17 protein-coding genes are annotated in these 15348 nt (G+C 67.7%); 10 read left to right on the plus strand and 7 right to left on the minus strand.

All coding sequences use genetic code 11. The features are described 5' to 3' along the window. Window positions 1–20 precede the first annotated feature (20 nt). Together BOS5A_RS03860 and BOS5A_RS03865 are read right to left on the minus strand one after the other, a co-directional pair. Window positions 21–695, minus strand: a complete 675-nt coding sequence (locus BOS5A_RS03860) for a thioredoxin domain-containing protein (protein ID WP_151953878.1) — start codon at window positions 693–695, stop codon at window positions 21–23. After that, window positions 692–1213, minus strand: a complete 522-nt coding sequence (locus BOS5A_RS03865; protein ID WP_151953879.1) for a DUF721 domain-containing protein — start codon at window positions 1211–1213, stop codon at window positions 692–694. The genes BOS5A_RS03860 and BOS5A_RS03865 overlap by 4 nt, the downstream gene beginning before the upstream one ends. A 14-nt stretch (window positions 1214–1227) precedes the next feature. Between BOS5A_RS03865 and BOS5A_RS03870 the strand changes: the two genes are divergently transcribed. From BOS5A_RS03870 to nudC, 3 genes are read left to right on the plus strand one after another with little or no spacing between them, the layout of a single operon-like run. Continuing rightward, entirely contained in the window at window positions 1228–2259 is a 1032-nt protein-coding gene (locus BOS5A_RS03870) for an A/G-specific adenine glycosylase (protein WP_151953880.1), read from the plus strand. A 23-nt stretch (window positions 2260–2282) separates the two neighbouring features. Then, on the plus strand, window positions 2283–3608 hold the full coding sequence (locus tag BOS5A_RS03875; RefSeq protein WP_234419191.1) for a serine hydrolase domain-containing protein: 1326 nt from the start codon (window positions 2283–2285) through the stop codon (window positions 3606–3608). Then, window positions 3605–4480 carry an NAD(+) diphosphatase gene (gene nudC / locus BOS5A_RS03880; protein WP_151953882.1) on the plus strand — a complete coding sequence of 292 codons (876 nt, stop codon included), beginning with the start codon at window positions 3605–3607 and terminating at the stop codon, window positions 4478–4480. The genes BOS5A_RS03875 and nudC overlap by 4 nt, the downstream gene beginning before the upstream one ends. 293 nt (window positions 4481–4773) lie before the next feature. Here the strand turns inward: nudC and ctrA are convergent, their stop codons facing one another. The 4 genes from ctrA to BOS5A_RS03900 all read right to left on the minus strand — a co-directional run bounded on the left by ctrA (window position 4774) and on the right by BOS5A_RS03900 (window position 8645). Next, window positions 4774–5475, minus strand: coding sequence for a response regulator transcription factor CtrA (ctrA, locus tag BOS5A_RS03885; protein ID WP_151953883.1), 702 nt, complete (start codon window positions 5473–5475; stop codon window positions 4774–4776). A gap of 146 nt (window positions 5476–5621) precedes the next feature. Further along, window positions 5622–6665 carry an AI-2E family transporter gene (locus BOS5A_RS03890; RefSeq protein ID WP_151953884.1) on the minus strand — a complete coding sequence of 348 codons (1044 nt, stop codon included), beginning with the start codon at window positions 6663–6665 and terminating at the stop codon, window positions 5622–5624. A gap of 181 nt (window positions 6666–6846) precedes the next feature. Next, window positions 6847–7758, minus strand: a complete 912-nt coding sequence (locus tag BOS5A_RS03895; RefSeq protein ID WP_151953885.1) for a DUF4886 domain-containing protein — start codon at window positions 7756–7758, stop codon at window positions 6847–6849. Continuing rightward, on the minus strand, window positions 7755–8645 hold the full coding sequence (locus BOS5A_RS03900) for a LysR family transcriptional regulator (RefSeq protein ID WP_151953886.1): 891 nt from the start codon (window positions 8643–8645) through the stop codon (window positions 7755–7757). Before BOS5A_RS03900 ends, BOS5A_RS03895 begins: the two co-directional genes overlap by 4 nt. 128 nt (window positions 8646–8773) lie before the next feature. On the opposite strand from BOS5A_RS03900, the gene BOS5A_RS03905 reads away from it, so the two are divergent. Next, window positions 8774–9511: a pirin family protein gene (locus BOS5A_RS03905; RefSeq protein ID WP_151953887.1), complete on the plus strand. Its 738-nt coding sequence runs from the start codon at window positions 8774–8776 to the stop codon at window positions 9509–9511. A 62-nt stretch (window positions 9512–9573) separates the two neighbouring features. Beyond that, window positions 9574–10176, plus strand: coding sequence for an NAD(P)H:quinone oxidoreductase (gene wrbA / locus BOS5A_RS03910; protein ID WP_151953888.1), 603 nt, complete (start codon window positions 9574–9576; stop codon window positions 10174–10176). Window positions 10177–10271: 95 nt separating this feature from the next. Here wrbA and BOS5A_RS03915 read toward each other — a convergent pair whose 3' ends face one another. Beyond that, entirely contained in the window at window positions 10272–11084 is an 813-nt protein-coding gene (locus tag BOS5A_RS03915) for a M15 family metallopeptidase (RefSeq protein WP_151953889.1), read from the minus strand. Between BOS5A_RS03915 and BOS5A_RS03920 the strand changes: the two genes are divergently transcribed. The 5 genes from BOS5A_RS03920 to rfbB all read left to right on the plus strand — a co-directional run bounded on the left by BOS5A_RS03920 (window position 11083) and on the right by rfbB (window position 15331). Next, window positions 11083–11742, plus strand: a complete 660-nt coding sequence (locus BOS5A_RS03920) for an RluA family pseudouridine synthase (protein ID WP_151953890.1) — start codon at window positions 11083–11085, stop codon at window positions 11740–11742. The genes BOS5A_RS03915 and BOS5A_RS03920 overlap by 2 nt on opposite strands. Then, a complete protein-coding gene (arfB, locus tag BOS5A_RS03925; protein WP_151953891.1) occupies window positions 11726–12124 on the plus strand; it encodes an alternative ribosome rescue aminoacyl-tRNA hydrolase ArfB in 399 nt (132 codons plus the stop codon). Before BOS5A_RS03920 ends, arfB begins: the two co-directional genes overlap by 17 nt. Next, a complete protein-coding gene (locus tag BOS5A_RS03930; RefSeq protein ID WP_151953892.1) occupies window positions 12121–12492 on the plus strand; it encodes a reverse transcriptase-like protein in 372 nt (123 codons plus the stop codon). The genes arfB and BOS5A_RS03930 overlap by 4 nt, the downstream gene beginning before the upstream one ends. A gap of 82 nt (window positions 12493–12574) precedes the next feature. Continuing rightward, window positions 12575–14236, plus strand: a complete 1662-nt coding sequence (locus BOS5A_RS03935) for a hypothetical protein (protein WP_151953893.1) — start codon at window positions 12575–12577, stop codon at window positions 14234–14236. A 42-nt stretch (window positions 14237–14278) separates the two neighbouring features. After that, a complete protein-coding gene (gene rfbB / locus BOS5A_RS03940; RefSeq protein ID WP_151953894.1) occupies window positions 14279–15331 on the plus strand; it encodes a dTDP-glucose 4,6-dehydratase in 1053 nt (350 codons plus the stop codon). The last annotated feature ends 17 nt before the right edge of the window (window positions 15332–15348 follow it).

A 15348-nucleotide genomic window follows, 5' to 3' on the forward strand; every position in this document is an offset into this window, starting at 1 on the left:
GAATAGGTCTCCGAAATGGGTTATTTGGCGCCGGCGGCGCGTAATTGCGGTTCGAGCTGTGCCCAGCCGACATTCTCGACAAGCTTGCCATTGATCTCGAACGCCGGCGTGCCGTTGATCTTCTGCGCGGTCGCGTTGGCGACGGCGAGGGTCTTGGCGAGGACCGCGGGGTCCGCAAGGCAGGCATCGACCGCCGCGCTCGTCATGCCGTTCGCCTGCGCGATCGCGGTGAGGCCCGAGCCCTTGGCGAGCGCCTTCAGCTGGTCCGCTTGCGGGTAGAGCCGCATCCGCGACGCGTTCGCGCTGTCGTAATCGGCACCCGCCGAAACCCAGTCTTCCTGCTGTGCATAGACCGCGTCGTGGAAGCGCGGGAAGTTCGCCGCACCCGAGCAGCGCGCGAGCAGCGCCGCGACGAGATCGAGCTTGTCGTGAACGGCGTTGCGGATCTCCAGGCTCGTCGAGCCGGACCGGATCATCCTGCCCTTCAGCGTCGCGGCCGATTCCTCGCCGAAATGCCGGCAATGCGGACAGGTATAGCTCGCATATTCGACCAGCTTCACCTTCGCCTTCGGGTTGCCGATGACATAGCTGCCGTTCGGCGCAGGCGACGCCACGCTCGCCCAGTCGCGCGGTGCCGCGCTGGCGAGAGTGCCCGCGCCGATCAGCGCGAGCGCGAAACCGAGAATCCGCTTCATTTGACCTGGGGCACTCCACGCGTGGCGGCGACGCCGGCGGCAAGCGCCTCCAGCACGGCCTTCAATTCGGGATCGGCGATCGTCTTCAGGCTGTTGCCGAGCTCGACCGGCACCACTTTCAGCGACGGCGGCGCGCGGCGTTCGGGACGCACCGCGACCTCGCCCTGACGGATCACCACGCGCTCGACCGCGACGTAGCCGAAGAAGCGGTTCACCCGCTCGACGATTTCCGGGGTGATGTGCTGCATCATCGGCGCGTGGGCACCGCGAACCGTCAGCGTCAGGATACCGTCCTGCTTGCGGCCGACGGGGAAGCGGATCGATTCGGGCGTGCTGACCCGCGACAGCTTCTCGCCGACGATTTCGCCCCAGCGGCTGACGATCGACGACTGGACGAAGCCGAACTTGCGGAACGCGGCCCGGCCGACATCGGGCAGCAATTCCGCCACCTGGCGCGCGCGGTTGGCGCGCGGCGCATCGGTCGTGGAGGTGGGACGCTTGCTCATCACGCCACCCATGCCATAGCGCGGCCATGTCCGCCAAGCGCCCTTCGATCGCCGATCTGCTGCTCGCCTGGTATGATGCGAACGCGCGCGTGCTGCCGTGGCGCGCGCCGCCCGGCGAGACGGCCGATCCCTACCGCGTCTGGCTGTCCGAAGTGATGCTCCAGCAGACGACGGTCGCTGCCGTCCGCCCGCGATTCGCGGCGTGGGTCGCGCGCTGGCCCGATCTCGCGAGCCTGGCCGCGGCGGACGAGGCCGACGTGATGGCGGCATGGGCGGGGCTCGGTTACTATGCCCGCGCGCGCAACCTGCTCGCCTGTGCGCGGGTGGTTTCGGCGGATCATGGCGGCGAATTTCCGCGGACCGAGGCCGCGTTGCGCGCGCTGCCGGGGCTCGGCGCCTACACCGCCGCCGCCGTCGCCGCGATCGCGTTCGGCGCGCGCGCGGTGGTCGTCGACGCCAATGTCGAGCGCGTCGTCGCGCGGCTCTTCGCGATTCCCGACAAGGGCGCCGCGATTCGCGCCGCGGCGGAGGCGATCACGCCCGATGCGCGATCGGGCGACTTCGCGCAGGGGATGATGGACCTGGGCTCGGCGATCTGCACCCCGCGCGCACCCAAATGCCTGCTCTGCCCGCTCGCCGACCGGTGCGACGGACGGCTGGCTGGCGATCCCGAGGCCTATCCGGCAAGGAAGGCGAAGGCGGCGAAGCCACAGCGTTACGGCACGGTCTTCTGGCTGGAGCGTGGCGGCGCGGTGTGGCTCGTTCGCCGCCCGGCCAAGGGACTGCTCGGCGGAATGCGCGCGCTGCCGACGGGCGCGTGGAGTGATGCGCCGCCCGGTCTTGTGGATGCACCGGCCCCCGCCGGGTGGCGCGTGCTGGATATGACGGTCGCGCACGGCTTCACCCATTTCGATCTGCAACTGGCGCTTGCGATGGCGGATGCAGGGGCGCATCAACCCGCCGGCGAGGGGGAATGGTGGCCGGTCGATGCGCTTGATTCGGCAGGGCTTCCGACCGTCTTCGCCAAGGCTGCCATGCGGATGAGGAGCGAGCGATGAAGCGGGTGGGGAAACGAACGGCGATGACGGCGATCGCGCTGGTCGCGCTGATGGGCGCAGGCGCGGTGGCGCGAGAGGCGAAGGTCCAGCCGCAGGCCGCCCCAGCCACGACCCCTCCGGCTCCGAGGAACCTCGCCCTGCCGACGACGCAGGCGCTGTTCGACGGCTATGTCCGCGACGGCAAGATGCCGGGGATCGTCGGCGCCTTCGGGTTCGGTGACCGGCCGACCCAGTTCGTCTCCGCGGGCCGGATTGCCGACGATGCCGGCGCCCCCGCGGCCGGCCCCGATTCGCTGTGGCGCGTCTATTCGATGACCAAGCCGATCACCGCGATGGCTGCGATGGTGCTCATCGACGACGGCAAGCTCAGGCTCGACCAGCCGGTCAGCGATTTCTTCCCCGGCTTCAAGACGATGAAGGTGCTGACCGGCGAAACCTCGCTCGAAAGCGTGCCGGCAACCCGCGAGATCACGATCCGCAACCTGCTGACCCATACCGCCGGGCTCGGCTACAACATCATCACCAAGGGTCCGCTGCTCAAGGAGTATGAGCGGCTCGGCATCCTGCCGGGTGCGGTCAATCCGCAGATCGAGGCGCAGATGCGCGCCGTCCGCCCGAAGACCCTCGCCGAGTTTGCGGAACGCGTCTCGACGCTGCCGCTCATCGCGCAGCCGGGGACGAAATGGAGCTATTCGATCGGGCTCGACGTGATGGGCGCGGTGATCGAGAAGGCGAGCGGGATGCCGTTCGACCGGTTCGTCCAGACGCGGCTGCTGACCCCGCTCCGGATGACCTCGACCTATTGGACGGTCCCGGCGAGCGAGGCCGGACGGCTGGCAACGAACTACGCGTTCGTCGGTGAGACGCGGACCCCGCTCGATACCGGCGCCGGCTCGGTCTGGCTCAGCCCGCCGAGCTTTCCCTATGGCGGCGCCGGGCTCGTGACCTCGGCGCGCGATTACGACCGGTTCCTGCACATGCTCCAGGATGGTGGCACACTCGACGGCGTGCGGGTGCTGAAACCGGAGACGGTGGCGCTTGCCATGTCGAACCTGCTGCCGCCGGGGGTGTTCTTCCAGGGTGTCGGCGGCGGCACCGGGGGCACGCAGGCGGAGGTGCCGATGGGGTTCGGCGCGGGCGGATCGGTGTATCTCGCCGACAAGCCGGGCGGGCCTTCGAAGGGCACCTATGGCTGGGGCGGTGCTGCCGGCACGATCGCGTGGGTCGATCCGGTCAAGCACGTGCGCGGGACGGTGATGGTCAACTATTTCCCGGCCGAGAAATGGCCGCTGCGCGCCGATATCCCGCCGGCGCTCGCCCGCGACGCGATGCGCATGACCGCGCGGTGATTCGCGCAGGGTTCACCGGCAGCGTCCTCGACCGCGCCGACCATCTGCGCCACGATGCCGACGCGCTCGCCGGCGTGACGGACTGGCGCGCGCGGCTGTTGAAGCTCGATGGACTGCATCCCGAGGTTTCCGACGATGGTACCCTCGGCTGGACGACGCTCGCCGAGGCGGACGAGGATGCGCAGCTTATCCTTCTCGGCGTCCACGAGGGGCGCGCGCACTTCGCCGCCTATCGGCCCGGCACCCGCGCGGCGGAGGCGACGCCGATGCGCTCGCCCGCGATGATCCACGCGCTCTCGACGCTCCGGCCGGAGGAAGCGGCGACCTATGCCGCCGCGCGCAGCGTCATCGACTGGCATTCGCGGCACGGCTTCTGCGCCAATTGCGGCGCCGGGACGCAGCCGTTCCGCGCCGGCTGGGGCCGCACGTGCGACGCGTGCGGGACCGAACATTTCCCGCGCGTCGACCCGGTCGTCATCATGATCGCCGAACATGACGGCCGCGCGCTGCTCGGGCGGGGAAAAAACTGGCCGGCGGGGCGCTATTCGGCGCTCGCCGGTTTCCTGGAGCCTGGCGAATCGATCGAGGAAGCGGTGGCGCGGGAGATTCGCGAAGAGGCGGGGGTGCGGGTCGGCGAGGTTCGCTATGTCGCGAGCCAGCCCTGGCCCTTCCCGTCCTCGCTGATGATGGCGTGCGTCGGGGTCGCGCAAGATGACGCGCTGACGATCGATCGCAACGAGCTGGAAGACGCGATCTGGGTGCCGCGCGAGATGGTGCGGCAGGTGCTGGCTGGCGGCGAGGGGCCGTTCATCGCGCCGCCGCCCTATGCGATCGCGCATACGCTGCTGACCGAGTGGGCGCGCCGCGCCTAGCGCGAAAAGGAGCCGGCTGGGATCACAACTTCCGTTCGTTTCGAGCGAAGTCGAGAAACGCCGGACTGCGCCTGGAAACGTTTCTCGACTAAGCTCGAAACGAACGGGCGGATCAAGGTTCAACACGCTCGAAGCCGCGCCGTCGGTCGGCGCTTGTGCGCCGCCGGCCGGTCGCGCCTTGAGCGCGAAGCGAGCGACGCTCGCTTCGGCGCCGGCGCGACGCAAAAGAGGCCGCGGCGCCCCCCGACGCCGCAGCCTCCTCCCGGATACGCGGGTGACTGTCTGTCAAAAGCTCAGGCGACGGCGGCCTTGGGCACTTCCTCGAGATCGCGCAGCACATAGCCGCGGCCCCAGACGGTCTCGATGTAATTCTCGCCTTCGCAGGCCAGCGACAATTTCTTGCGCAGCTTGCAGATGAAGACGTCGATGATCTTGAGTTCGGGTTCGTCCATCCCGCCATACAGGTGGTTGAGGAACATTTCCTTGGTCAGCGTCGTGCCCTTGCGGAGCGACAGCAGCTCCAGCATCGCATATTCCTTGCCGGTCAGATGGACCCGCGCACCATCGACCTCGACCGTCTTGGCATCGAGATTGACCGAGAGCTTGCCCGTCTTGATGACCGACTGGCTGTGGCCCTTGGACCGGCGGACGACGGCGTGGATACGCGCCACCAGCTCTTCGCGGTGGAAGGGCTTTGTCACATAATCGTCGGCACCGAAGCCGAAGCTGCGGACCTTCGAATCCATTTCACTGATGCCCGACAGGATCAGCACCGGCGTCGAAACGCGCGCAACGCGCAGCTTCTTCAGCACGTCATAGCCGTGCATGTCGGGCAGGTTCAGGTCGAGCAGGATGATATCGTAGTCGTAGAGCTTGCCCAGATCGAGGCCCTCTTCGCCCAGATCGGTCGTGTAGACGTTGAACCCTTCAACCGCGAGCATCATCTCGATCGCCTTGGCGGTCGTCGGCTCGTCTTCGATCAGCAACACGCGCATTGGCTTGTTCCCCCCAGGCGGCAGCGCTGCACCCCATTAGCAGCACGGTCCGACGCGAGATTTATTAACCAAACGGGGAATGAAGGCAAAAGGTTAATTTGGATTTAAGCGCGCGATTTCCGTGAGTCGTGACCGGTTCGGAGGGATCAGTCCTGTTCGACGCGCGGGATATCCTCGCCGAGCACTTCACGTAGATAGAGCGTGCGAACAAGCGTGAAGATCACCACCAGCAGCGCCGCTGAAAAGAAGAGCCCGAAAATCCCGAAGACCGCACCGATGACGAGGATCGCGAACAGCGTGACCGCAGGCGGAATCGAGATCACCCGCGCAGTGACGAAGGGGGTGATGAAGTTGGTCTGCACGATTCGCACGAGCGCGAAGGTGACGAGCGTGCCGATGATCGCGGGCGTGCCGACCGTCGCCGCCAGCCCGAGCGCCGGCAGCATCGCGGCGACCGGGCCGATATAGGGGACGAATTCGCTGAGGCCGGTCAACAGCCCGAGCGCCGGGGCGGAGGGCACGCCCGCGATGGCCAGTCCGACGCCGACGAGCACCCCCATCGTCGTCATCTGGATGAGCTGCGCGCGCAGCCACAGCCTGAGCGTCGCGGCGACGTCCTCCAGCGAATCCTCGAAAGCGGGGCGCTTGGCGCGAGGGACGAGGAGCAGCAGCCCGCGTTCATAGACCTTGGGATCGACCGCGAAGAAGATCGCGCCGACGACCAGCAGCAGGAAGTTGAGCGCGATCTCGCCGCCCCCCTGCACCAGCCCGCCGATGTCCTGTGCGACCCGGCTGCCCGCGAAGGCCGCCTGCACCGCATCGACAACCTTCGCGCCGACCGCGGACTGCGATGCCCATGCGGCGAACTGATCGAGGATACCGGGAAGGCGCAGGACGAGCACGTTCAGCTGCTGGCGAAAGGCGACCCCGAACAGCCAGCCCAGAAACGCGATTCCCGCGAGAATGCTGACGACGCCGAGGATCAGCGCCGGGCGCTCAGGCACCCGCAGCTTGCGATGATAGAGCTCGGCGATGGCATGGATGGTGATCGCGCCGAGGACGGAACCGAAGGCGAGGATCAGCAGATCGGACGCGAGAAAGATCGCGCCCGCGATGGCCAGCACGAGGAGCGCGAGGACGAGGCGGCGAACGAAACGCGTGTCGTCGGCGTCGGGGGTGAGGCGGTTCATGGCATCAGGTGGAGAAAGTGGAGAGGGGCCATTGAGGTGGTCCGACCACCCCACGCCTCGATGCAACTGTGCTCCCGCGAAGGCGGGAGCCCAGGCTGGATCCCCGCCTTCGCGGGGATACAAGAGAAGCGTAATTTCATACCGCCGAACCGTCGCACATCGCCGCCGTGTAGGACAGCCTTCAGCGTGTATCGCGCAGCGTCTCCCACGCCAGCGTCTGCAACCGAACGACCGTATCCGGGTTCAGCCCGAGATCCTGTGCGGCGCGTTCCTCGCGGCCGAGGACCCGCGGATCGGTGCCGGTGACGCGGCCGAAGGCGACGAGCGCTTCCAGATAATAGCCATAGGCGCTCGCGTGATACTGGTCCCACGTCCACAGGTTGATCTGGCCGTACGACACCCCGTCATAGGGGTTTGGATCGGCGATCCCCGCCTGCATCGCGCGGTTCCACGCCTGCCCCGCCGGGATGATCATGGCGATATCGCGGGAGGACGCGCGGACGCGCGCGGCGGCGCGGGCGATATCGTCCGCCATCGCGGTGATCGGCCGCCCCGCCCAGGCGCCGCCGGCCTTGTAGGTCTGGTCGGCGCGGCTCCAGGTCGGCATCAGCGCGACGTTCACCCGCGGATTGCGCGCGGTGAGCATCTTCGCGATCGCGCCGGCGTAGCGCTGGTAGTTCTCCGGATTGCCGGGCCGCTGCGGGTCGAGCGTGGAATATTCCTGCAACACGACTGCGTCCCACCGCCGGTCGATGAGCGCGCGGCGCTGTTCGTAGTGGAAGCGCAGCGTCTGCCCGCCCTGCGTTTCCGAATAGACGCTGTAGTCGAGCCCGACCTGCGCGGTGAACGCCTTGAACAGCGCGGGCACCCCGCCGAAGCCCTGCCCGGTCAGGTCGACGACGCTGCCGGGGCGAAAGCGCATGACCGGCGAATTGGCGCCGAAGGTGAAGCTGTTGCCCACGAACAGGATCGTGCGGGGTGATTGAGTCGGGGGCGCCTGGGTGCGCCGCACCTGCGGCGGCGCGACTTGCGGGGCGGCATTCTGCGCGGCGAGGGGAGCAGCAACGAAGGCGAGCAGGGCGAGCCACGTCATCGGTCGCGCAGTCTTTCGGTCAGGAAGGCCATCAGCGCTTCGACACGCGCGGGACGCAGCGGGCTGGGCGGGGTCATCAGGTGGAGCCCGACGGTCGATGGCGCCCATTCCTTCAGGATTTCGACCACGCGGCCGTCCGCGAGCGCGCTGCCGAGAATGAAGGTCGGCAGCCGGGCGATGCCGAGCCCGGCGATCAGCGACGGCAGGATCGCGTCGCCGCTGTTGGCGCTCAACTGCCCGGTCGCGCGGACAGAGATGTCGCTGCCGTCGGCGCCCCGGAAACGCCACGGCCCGGTGATGTTGGTATAGCCGAATAGTTTGTGCTCGCCGAGCTGCGCCGGGTGCGTGGGCGTGCCGTGACGCTCCAGATAGGCGGGCGCGGCGACGATGTGCGCGGTGATGTCGCACAGCCGCCGCGCGCGCAGCGAACTGTCGGGCAGATCGGCGATGCGCAGCGCCACGTCGTAGCCCTCCGCGACGATATCGACGCGCGCGTCGGACAGATGCAGCTCGATCTCGATCGCGGGGTTGGCGGAGAGGAAGTCGGCGATCAGCGGCGCGACGTGGGTGACGCCGAAGGTCATCGGCGCGGCCATGCGGATACGGCCGGCGGGCAGCCCGGCGCTGTCGCGCGCGGCTTCCTCTGCGATGCGGGCGTCGGCGAGGATGCGTGCGGCGTGCTCGGCGAGCGGCTTGCCTGCCTCGGTCAGCGACAGGCGGCGCGAGGTGCGATGGAAGAGCGACTGGCCGAGGCTGGCCTCCAGCCGCGAGATCGCCTTGGAGACGGTCGCCTTGCTGACCCCGATCGCATCGGCCGCAGCGGAGAAGCTGCGATGCTCCACCACGCTCGCGAAGATCGCCCAGGCCTCGAGATCGGGGAGCCGCATTGCGCACCGATAGGACGGTCGCGCTGGCATCGCAATTGGCGGCCGAAACGAAACAAAGGGTTTCAGACGTTTCCATTTACGAGGTGATCGGCGCGCCTATCTTCATCGCAACTCAACAGGAGGTTGCAATGACCACCGACACACTGACCAAGGGCGTCGAACGCCGGAGTTTCGAAAGTCTGGGCCATGCCGATCATGGCTGGCTCAACGCGCGGCATCATTTCTCGTTCGCCGATTACTACGACCCGGCACGCATGGGCTGGGGTTCGATCCGCGTCTGGAACGATGACGAGATCGGCGCCAACAGCGGCTTCCCGCCGCACCCGCATCAGGACATGGAGATCATCACCTATGTTCGCTCCGGCGCGATCACCCACCAGGATTCGATGGGCAATCAGGGCCGCACCGGGGCGGGCGATGTGCAGGTGATGAGCGCGGGCACCGGCGTGCGCCATGCCGAGTATAATCTGGAAGGCGAGACGACGACGCTGTTCCAGATCTGGATCGAGCCGAAGCGCAAGGGCGGTGCGCCGTCCTGGGGCGCGAAGCCGTTTCCCAAGGGCGATCGCAGCGGCAAGTTCGTCGTGCTGGCGAGCGGGTTCGATGGCGACGTCCTCGATAGTGGAGGGGGCGCCCTGCCGATCCGCGCCGACGCCCGCGTCTTGGGCGTGACGCTGAAGGCCGGCGAGACGATCACCCACAGCGTCGGCGAGGGACGTCATGCGTATCTTGTGCCTGCAACCGGCGCGATCGAGATCGACGGCACCCGCTTCAACGCGCGCGACGGCGCGGCGCTGTCCGGCGGCCAGACGGTGACGATCACGGCACGCGAAGACGCCGAGGTCGTTCTGGTCGACGCCGACTGACGTTTCCCCCTGCCGCCCCGGTCTTCCCCCGCCGGGGCGGCTCCCCTGCCAAGGAGCATCCCATGACCAAGGTTCTCGTCCTCTATTATTCGTCCTACGGCCATATCGAGCAGATGGCCGACGCCGTCGCCGAGGGCGCGCGCGCCGGCGGGGCGGAGGTGGATATCCGCCGCGTCGCCGAAACCGCGCCGAAGGAGGTCATCGAGGCGGCGCACTTCAAGACCGACACTGCGCACCCGCTGATCGAAGGGCCGGACGCGCTGGCGAACTACGACGCGATCATCGTCGGCGCGCCGACCCGCTATGGCCGGATGCCGAGCCAGATGGCGGCGTTCTGGGACATGACCGGCGGGGTTTGGATGCGCGGGGGCCTGATCGGCAAGGTCGGCGGCGCGTTCACCTCGACCGCGAGCCAGCATGGCGGGCAGGAGACGACGCTCTTTTCGATCATCACCAACCTGCTGCACCACGGGCTGACGATCGTCGGGCTGGACTATGGTTTCCAGGGCCAGATGGGGGTCGACGAGGTACGCGGCGGGTCGCCCTATGGCGCGACCACGATCGCCGACAGCGACGGCTCGCGTCAGCCGCACGCGGAGGAGTTGGAGGCGGCGCGCTATCAGGGCAAGCGGATCGCCGAGACCGCGGCAAAGCTGAAGGGTTGATCGGCTAGTCCGTATTCCCGCGCAGGCGGGAATCCAGGGTCACGGGCGCCAGCGCTCGCGACTCTGGATCCTTGCCTGCGCGGGGTGCAGCGCCCTCATCGACGCTTCGCCTTCGCCACCTTGCACTTGCCCTTCTTGTTGCAGACCGGCGCAGGCAAATTCCCCATCCACACCGGCGGCGCCGGCACGCTCGCGATCACGATCACGTCGCGCACACCGGGATTCGCCGGAAACTCTCGCCGCGCCCGTGCGAACAGGAACCGCGCCCGCGCCGCGCCCGGCGTGGCGGCGGTCGCGCCGACCCAACGCCAGTGCCACGGCTCCCACTTCACATTCTGCGTGTTGCCCGCCGGAAACGACATCTCGAAGCCGTATTTCGGCGCGTTGGCGGCGAGCCATCTGAACGCGGGCGTTGCGGCCATGCAGGCTTCGGCATCCGGACAGCCATTCGCGGGCCGCACCGCGAAATCGAGCGCATAGCCGGTCGCGTGCTCGCTATGCCCCGGCGGCGCGACCGAGATCGCGCGGCCCGCGACTGCCAGGTTGATCCCCGGACGGCAGAACACCGATTGCTGGTAGCTGAGCGGCCGCTGGCACGAGAGCGCGCGGAGCTGGCCCGCGACCGCCGCATCGCCGTTCGCCGCCGCGAGCAGCCGCTGGAGATCGGCGACCACTTCGGGGCGCAACAGGCAGGGATTGACGGTGAGTTCGCTCGGCACCGGCACGAGTTCGTCGCGCGGCGCGTCGCCATAGGGGAGGTGGCCGAAGACGCGACCGTCGACTTCTGCGCCGACCGAGCTTCCCGCGCAGATCTGCGCTTGGGCGGGGGCTGTCAGCAGTAGTGCGGCGAGCGCGAATGCCCGCGCGGGCTGGCGCCGGGGCGCGGGGAATGGCAAGGGCGGCGTCATGCTGGGTGATCGTGTCCTGTTCCTCGACGGCGAAGCGCTGGTGATCGACAAGCCCGCGGGCCTGCCGGTCGATAGCCCTCGCGATCGCTCCATCAGCCTTGAGAACCACCTGTCCTACCTGACCTTCGGGTTCAAGCGCTGGCCGCAGGCGGTCCACCGGCTCGACCGCGATACCAGCGGCTGTCTTCTCCTGTCGCGTAACCCGAAGGCGCACGCGCGGTTCCAGCAGGCGTTCGAACAGGGGCTGGTGGCGAAGCGCTATGTCGCGATTCTCGCGGGCGTGCCGAAGGACCGCGAGGGCGTCATCGACCTGCCGCTCGCGAAGGTGTCGACCCGAGAAACCGGGTGGCGGATGGCGCATGATCCAAAGGGCAAGGCGGCGCGGACCGACTGGCGACTGCTTGCGGAAAAGGACGGGCGCGCCCTCGTCGAGTTCCGCCCCGCGACGGGGCGGACACACCAGATCCGGGTCCACGCGCTGGAAGGGCTCGGCGTGCCGGTATTCGGCGATCCGACCTATGGCGCGGCCGACGCGCTCGGCATGATGCTCCACGCGGCACATCTGTCGGTGCCGCGCGGCGACAAGGCGCCGGTCGTCGCCGACGCGCCTTGGCCCGGACGCTTTGCCAAGGCCGGCTTCGATGCGCCCGATCCCTGACGAGGCGATCGAGGAGAAGTTCCTCGCCGCATCGGGGCCTGGCGGGCAGAACGTCAACAAGGTCGCGACCGCATGCCAGCTGCGCGTCAACGTCTTCGCGCTTGGCCTTCACCCCGAAACATGGCGCCGGCTGAAGGTCGTCGCGGGCAGCAAGCTCACCGCGAGCGGCACTCTCGTCATCACCGCGCGCCGCTATCGCACGCAGGAGATGAATCGCGCCGATGCCCGCCAGCGGCTGGCCGACCTGCTCGACAAGGCAGAGGAGCGCGAGGCGCGGCGGGTCAAGACCAAGCCATCGCGCGCGGCAAAGGCGAAGCGCGTCGATGCCAAGAAGGGCCGGGGCGCGGTGAAGGCGACGCGCGGGCGCGTGACGTTCGATTGACCGGGCGCGTAAAGCTCTATTTCGACGGCGGCTGGCGCCCTGCGACCGGCATGGAAATCGCGGTCGTCGTGCGCGGGGAGACGCGTATCACCCGCGACCTGAGGCAGGGCAGCAGCATGGCGGCTGAATGGCTCGCGCTGATCGAGGCGCTACGCACCGCGCGGGCAATGGTGCTCGAAGACTTCGTGCTGCTGGGCGATTCGCGTGCCGTCATCGATCAGGCGACGGGCCGTGTCCCGAGCCGCGGTGCGAACGCCCACCACCGCGCGACGTTCTGCGCGCTTGCCGGCGAGATGCCCCGCATCCGCCACATCGCGCGCGCGCAAAACCTTGCCGGCATCGCCCTCGCCGCGTTGCATCCGCGGTGAGGGGGATAGAGCCGGGCCTTGCGACGTTGAGGACTCGAATGCGCCAGGGGCTTCGACCCGCGGAGCGAGCTGAAGGACAAAGATGACGTCAGGCACGATCACCCGCAGATCGTTCATCGCCGCCGCCAGCACCGGGTTTGTCGCCGCGGCGAGTCCGCGTGGGAGCGCTGCCAGCAACCTGCTGATTCGGAGCCCGGCAACGGTGACATTGGGCGCGCGCGGCGCAACGCTTTCCGGGCTGCGCGCCGCGGTGCAGGACATCGCCTCCGCTGGCGGTGGCGCGCTTCACATCAATGTCAGCTCGGTGGTAATCGATACCGTCGATCTCTGGCGGAACGGCCCGGTGGATTTGCCCGCATCGACCACGATCGAAGGCAATGGTGCGACCTTGTCCTTCACAGGCTTGGGCATTGCGCATCCCCTCTTCGTTGGCCGTGACGTATCCGCGATCGCACTTCGAAACCTTGTAGCGAAGGGAAATAACAAGGCGCGGATCGGCGCCGATACAGGCGGATTCGCGCGCTTCGAACTGACGTCCACGGCGGTGGGGAACATGGACGACATAACCATCGAGAACCTGCAGATTTCCGGATTCGCCGGCGAGCGTTGGGTTCAGTTCCTGCAGCGTAGCCCGGCTGGCACGATGTCGGGGCTGCGCGTTATCGATGTGAAGGCATGGGGAGGATCTTCGCTCTCGCCTGGCGCGATCGCCGTGTCTGCGGCGCCAATCTGGTTCTACGGCGTTGATGGCGCGATCGACGATGTGGCGGTTCGCCGGGTGAGCATCGACGCGATGGCGCTGAAGCAGGGGGTCGTGCTGTTCCACCGAATCGCCAACGCGACGCTGGATGCCGTGTCGGTGGCCAACGCCGGAGTCGCCGGTGCGCGTGACGATTCGGGGGCCTATGCGATCATGGCCTATGCCGATCCGGGAGAGATGTATGGAATTTCCATCATATCGCCCGTCATCCGTGGACCGCGCAGCTGCGGCATTTATCTGCGCGGCGCAGACGACGTGCGAATCCGCAATCCCGTCATTGCCGGGCAGACCGACAAGGTTGCCGACAATCTTCCGAAAGGCGCGATCGCGATGAACGGGTGTTCGGGTGTGACGATCGAAGGGGGGCGCTTGTCCGACAATGCCTTCGACCTCTCCGTCGCAGATGGCGGCAGGCCGCGGCTGAAGCTCGGGGTGCGCGATCTCACCACCGCCGCTTCGCGAACCTCCGTGATTCTCGCGCTGTCCCCAGGCAAGGGGGCCGTTACAGGGGTAAGCTTCGCCGGCTGTACGCTTTCCGGTGCCGATCGTGTCTTTCGCATCATGAACGACGAAGTCCGGGGGCGTTGCTACAATGACGTGGCGATCACCGGCAGCACGCTACACAGTGCGACAGCCGCGAACGTCATCGAGCTGACGCAGGGCACGCCGACGGCGGCAACCGGCTATCGCATCGAGGATGTGACCGTTCAGGCGAATTTCACCGGAATCATGGCGTCGGGTTTGCTGGGTTCGCTGGCGATCCATCGGGTGACGATCGAGGGGCTGGGGCGGCTCGACTACGGTATCGTCGCGGACGATTGTCCGAAGCTGGACTGGGAGGATGTCACCTTCCGCAACATGCGCAGCGGCTATGCGTTTGCAGCGCGATCGTTGACCCGGCAGGCCCGAGGCACGCTGCGGAAGCTTCGCTTCGAAGGCGTTGCCAATCCGAGTATCCGGGGTTCGCTCAAGGCGCTCGATTAACCCGGCAGCCCAATCTTAATCATACCCCGCTAGGCCGGTGCCATGCGCATCCTTGTCACCGGCGGCGCCGGCTTCATCGGGTCGGCCCTTGTCCGTCACCTCATCGCGGCGACGGCCCACCACGTGCTCAATCTGGATGCGCTGACCTATGCCGGGTCGCTGGCCTCGCTCGCCGGGGTAGAGGGGCATCCCCGCTACCGGTTCGTGAAAGCCGATATCTGCGATCCCGATGCGCTGGCCGAGGCGTTCGCGGCGTTCCGGCCCGACATCGTCACCAACTTGGCGGCGGAAACGCATGTCGATCGCTCGCTCGATGGCCCGGAGGCGTTCATCGAAACCAATCTGGTCGGAACCTACCGGCTGCTGGTGGCGGCGCGGCGGCACTTCGAGACGCTGGCGGGCGATGCACGCGCAGCATTCCGCTTCCACCACATCTCCACCGACGAGGTTTTCGGGTCGCTCGGCGAAAGCGGGGCGTTCACCGAAGTCACGCCCTACGATCCAAGGTCGCCCTATTCGGCATCGAAGGCCGGGTCGGATCACCTCGTCAGTGCCTGGGGGCACAGCTACGGCCTGCCGGTTCTGCTCACCAACTGCTCGAACAATTACGGGCCATGGCAATTTCCGGAAAAGATGATCCCGCTGATGATCGCGCGCGCGCTCGCCGGCGACACGCTGCCCGTCTATGGCCGCGGCGACAACGTCCGCGACTGGCTGCACGTCGATGATCATGTGCGGGCGCTTCGTTTGGTCTTCGAAGGCGGACGGCCCGGGCGGCGCTACAATGTCGGCGGCGGTGCCGAACGGCGCAACATCGACGTCGTTCACGCCATCTGTGCGGTGCTGGACCGGTTGCGGCCCCGACATGACGGCGCGTCCTATGCCGGCCAGATCGCGTTCGTCGCCGATCGCCCCGGGCACGACCGGCGCTACGCGATCGACGCGACCCGGATCACGCGGGAACTCGGCTGGAGCCCCGATCATGGATTCGAGAGCGGGCTTGAAGCGACCGTGGGCTGGTATCTCGACCATGCCGGCTGGTGGGAACCCATGGTTGCACAGCAGGCGTCCGTCCGGCGTGGGCTGGGGAGATAACGGGCTGGGCAGCTAAC

Origin of the sequence: Sphingomonas sp. EC-HK361 (genome assembly GCF_902498785.1) — a bacterium.
Lineage (GTDB): Bacteria > Pseudomonadota > Alphaproteobacteria > Sphingomonadales > Sphingomonadaceae > Sphingomonas.

What these genes read in the sequence shown, in the direction of transcription:
- BOS5A_RS03860 (WP_151953878.1), bottom strand. Translation starts at nt 695, where the DNA reads ATGAAGCGGATTCTCGGTTTCGCGCTCGCGCTGATCGGCGCGGGCACT.
- BOS5A_RS03865 (WP_151953879.1), bottom strand. Translation starts at nt 1,213, where the DNA reads ATGGGTGGCGTGATGAGCAAGCGTCCCACCTCCACGACCGATGCGCCG.
- BOS5A_RS03870 (WP_151953880.1), top strand. Translation starts at nt 1,228, where the DNA reads ATGTCCGCCAAGCGCCCTTCGATCGCCGATCTGCTGCTCGCCTGGTAT.
- BOS5A_RS03875 (WP_234419191.1), top strand. Translation starts at nt 2,283, where the DNA reads ATGACGGCGATCGCGCTGGTCGCGCTGATGGGCGCAGGCGCGGTGGCG.
- ctrA (WP_151953883.1), bottom strand. Translation starts at nt 5,475, where the DNA reads ATGCGCGTGTTGCTGATCGAAGACGAGCCGACGACCGCCAAGGCGATC.
- BOS5A_RS03890 (WP_151953884.1), bottom strand. Translation starts at nt 6,665, where the DNA reads ATGAACCGCCTCACCCCCGACGCCGACGACACGCGTTTCGTTCGCCGC.
- BOS5A_RS03895 (WP_151953885.1), bottom strand. Translation starts at nt 7,758, where the DNA reads ATGACGTGGCTCGCCCTGCTCGCCTTCGTTGCTGCTCCCCTCGCCGCG.
- BOS5A_RS03900 (WP_151953886.1), bottom strand. Translation starts at nt 8,645, where the DNA reads ATGCGGCTCCCCGATCTCGAGGCCTGGGCGATCTTCGCGAGCGTGGTG.
- BOS5A_RS03905 (WP_151953887.1), top strand. Translation starts at nt 8,774, where the DNA reads ATGACCACCGACACACTGACCAAGGGCGTCGAACGCCGGAGTTTCGAA.
- wrbA (WP_151953888.1), top strand. Translation starts at nt 9,574, where the DNA reads ATGACCAAGGTTCTCGTCCTCTATTATTCGTCCTACGGCCATATCGAG.
- BOS5A_RS03920 (WP_151953890.1), top strand. Translation starts at nt 11,083, where the DNA reads ATGCTGGGTGATCGTGTCCTGTTCCTCGACGGCGAAGCGCTGGTGATC.
- BOS5A_RS03915 (WP_151953889.1), bottom strand. Translation starts at nt 11,084, where the DNA reads ATGACGCCGCCCTTGCCATTCCCCGCGCCCCGGCGCCAGCCCGCGCGG.
- arfB (WP_151953891.1), top strand. Translation starts at nt 11,726, where the DNA reads ATGCGCCCGATCCCTGACGAGGCGATCGAGGAGAAGTTCCTCGCCGCA.
- BOS5A_RS03935 (WP_151953893.1), top strand. Translation starts at nt 12,575, where the DNA reads ATGACGTCAGGCACGATCACCCGCAGATCGTTCATCGCCGCCGCCAGC.
- rfbB (WP_151953894.1), top strand. Translation starts at nt 14,279, where the DNA reads ATGCGCATCCTTGTCACCGGCGGCGCCGGCTTCATCGGGTCGGCCCTT.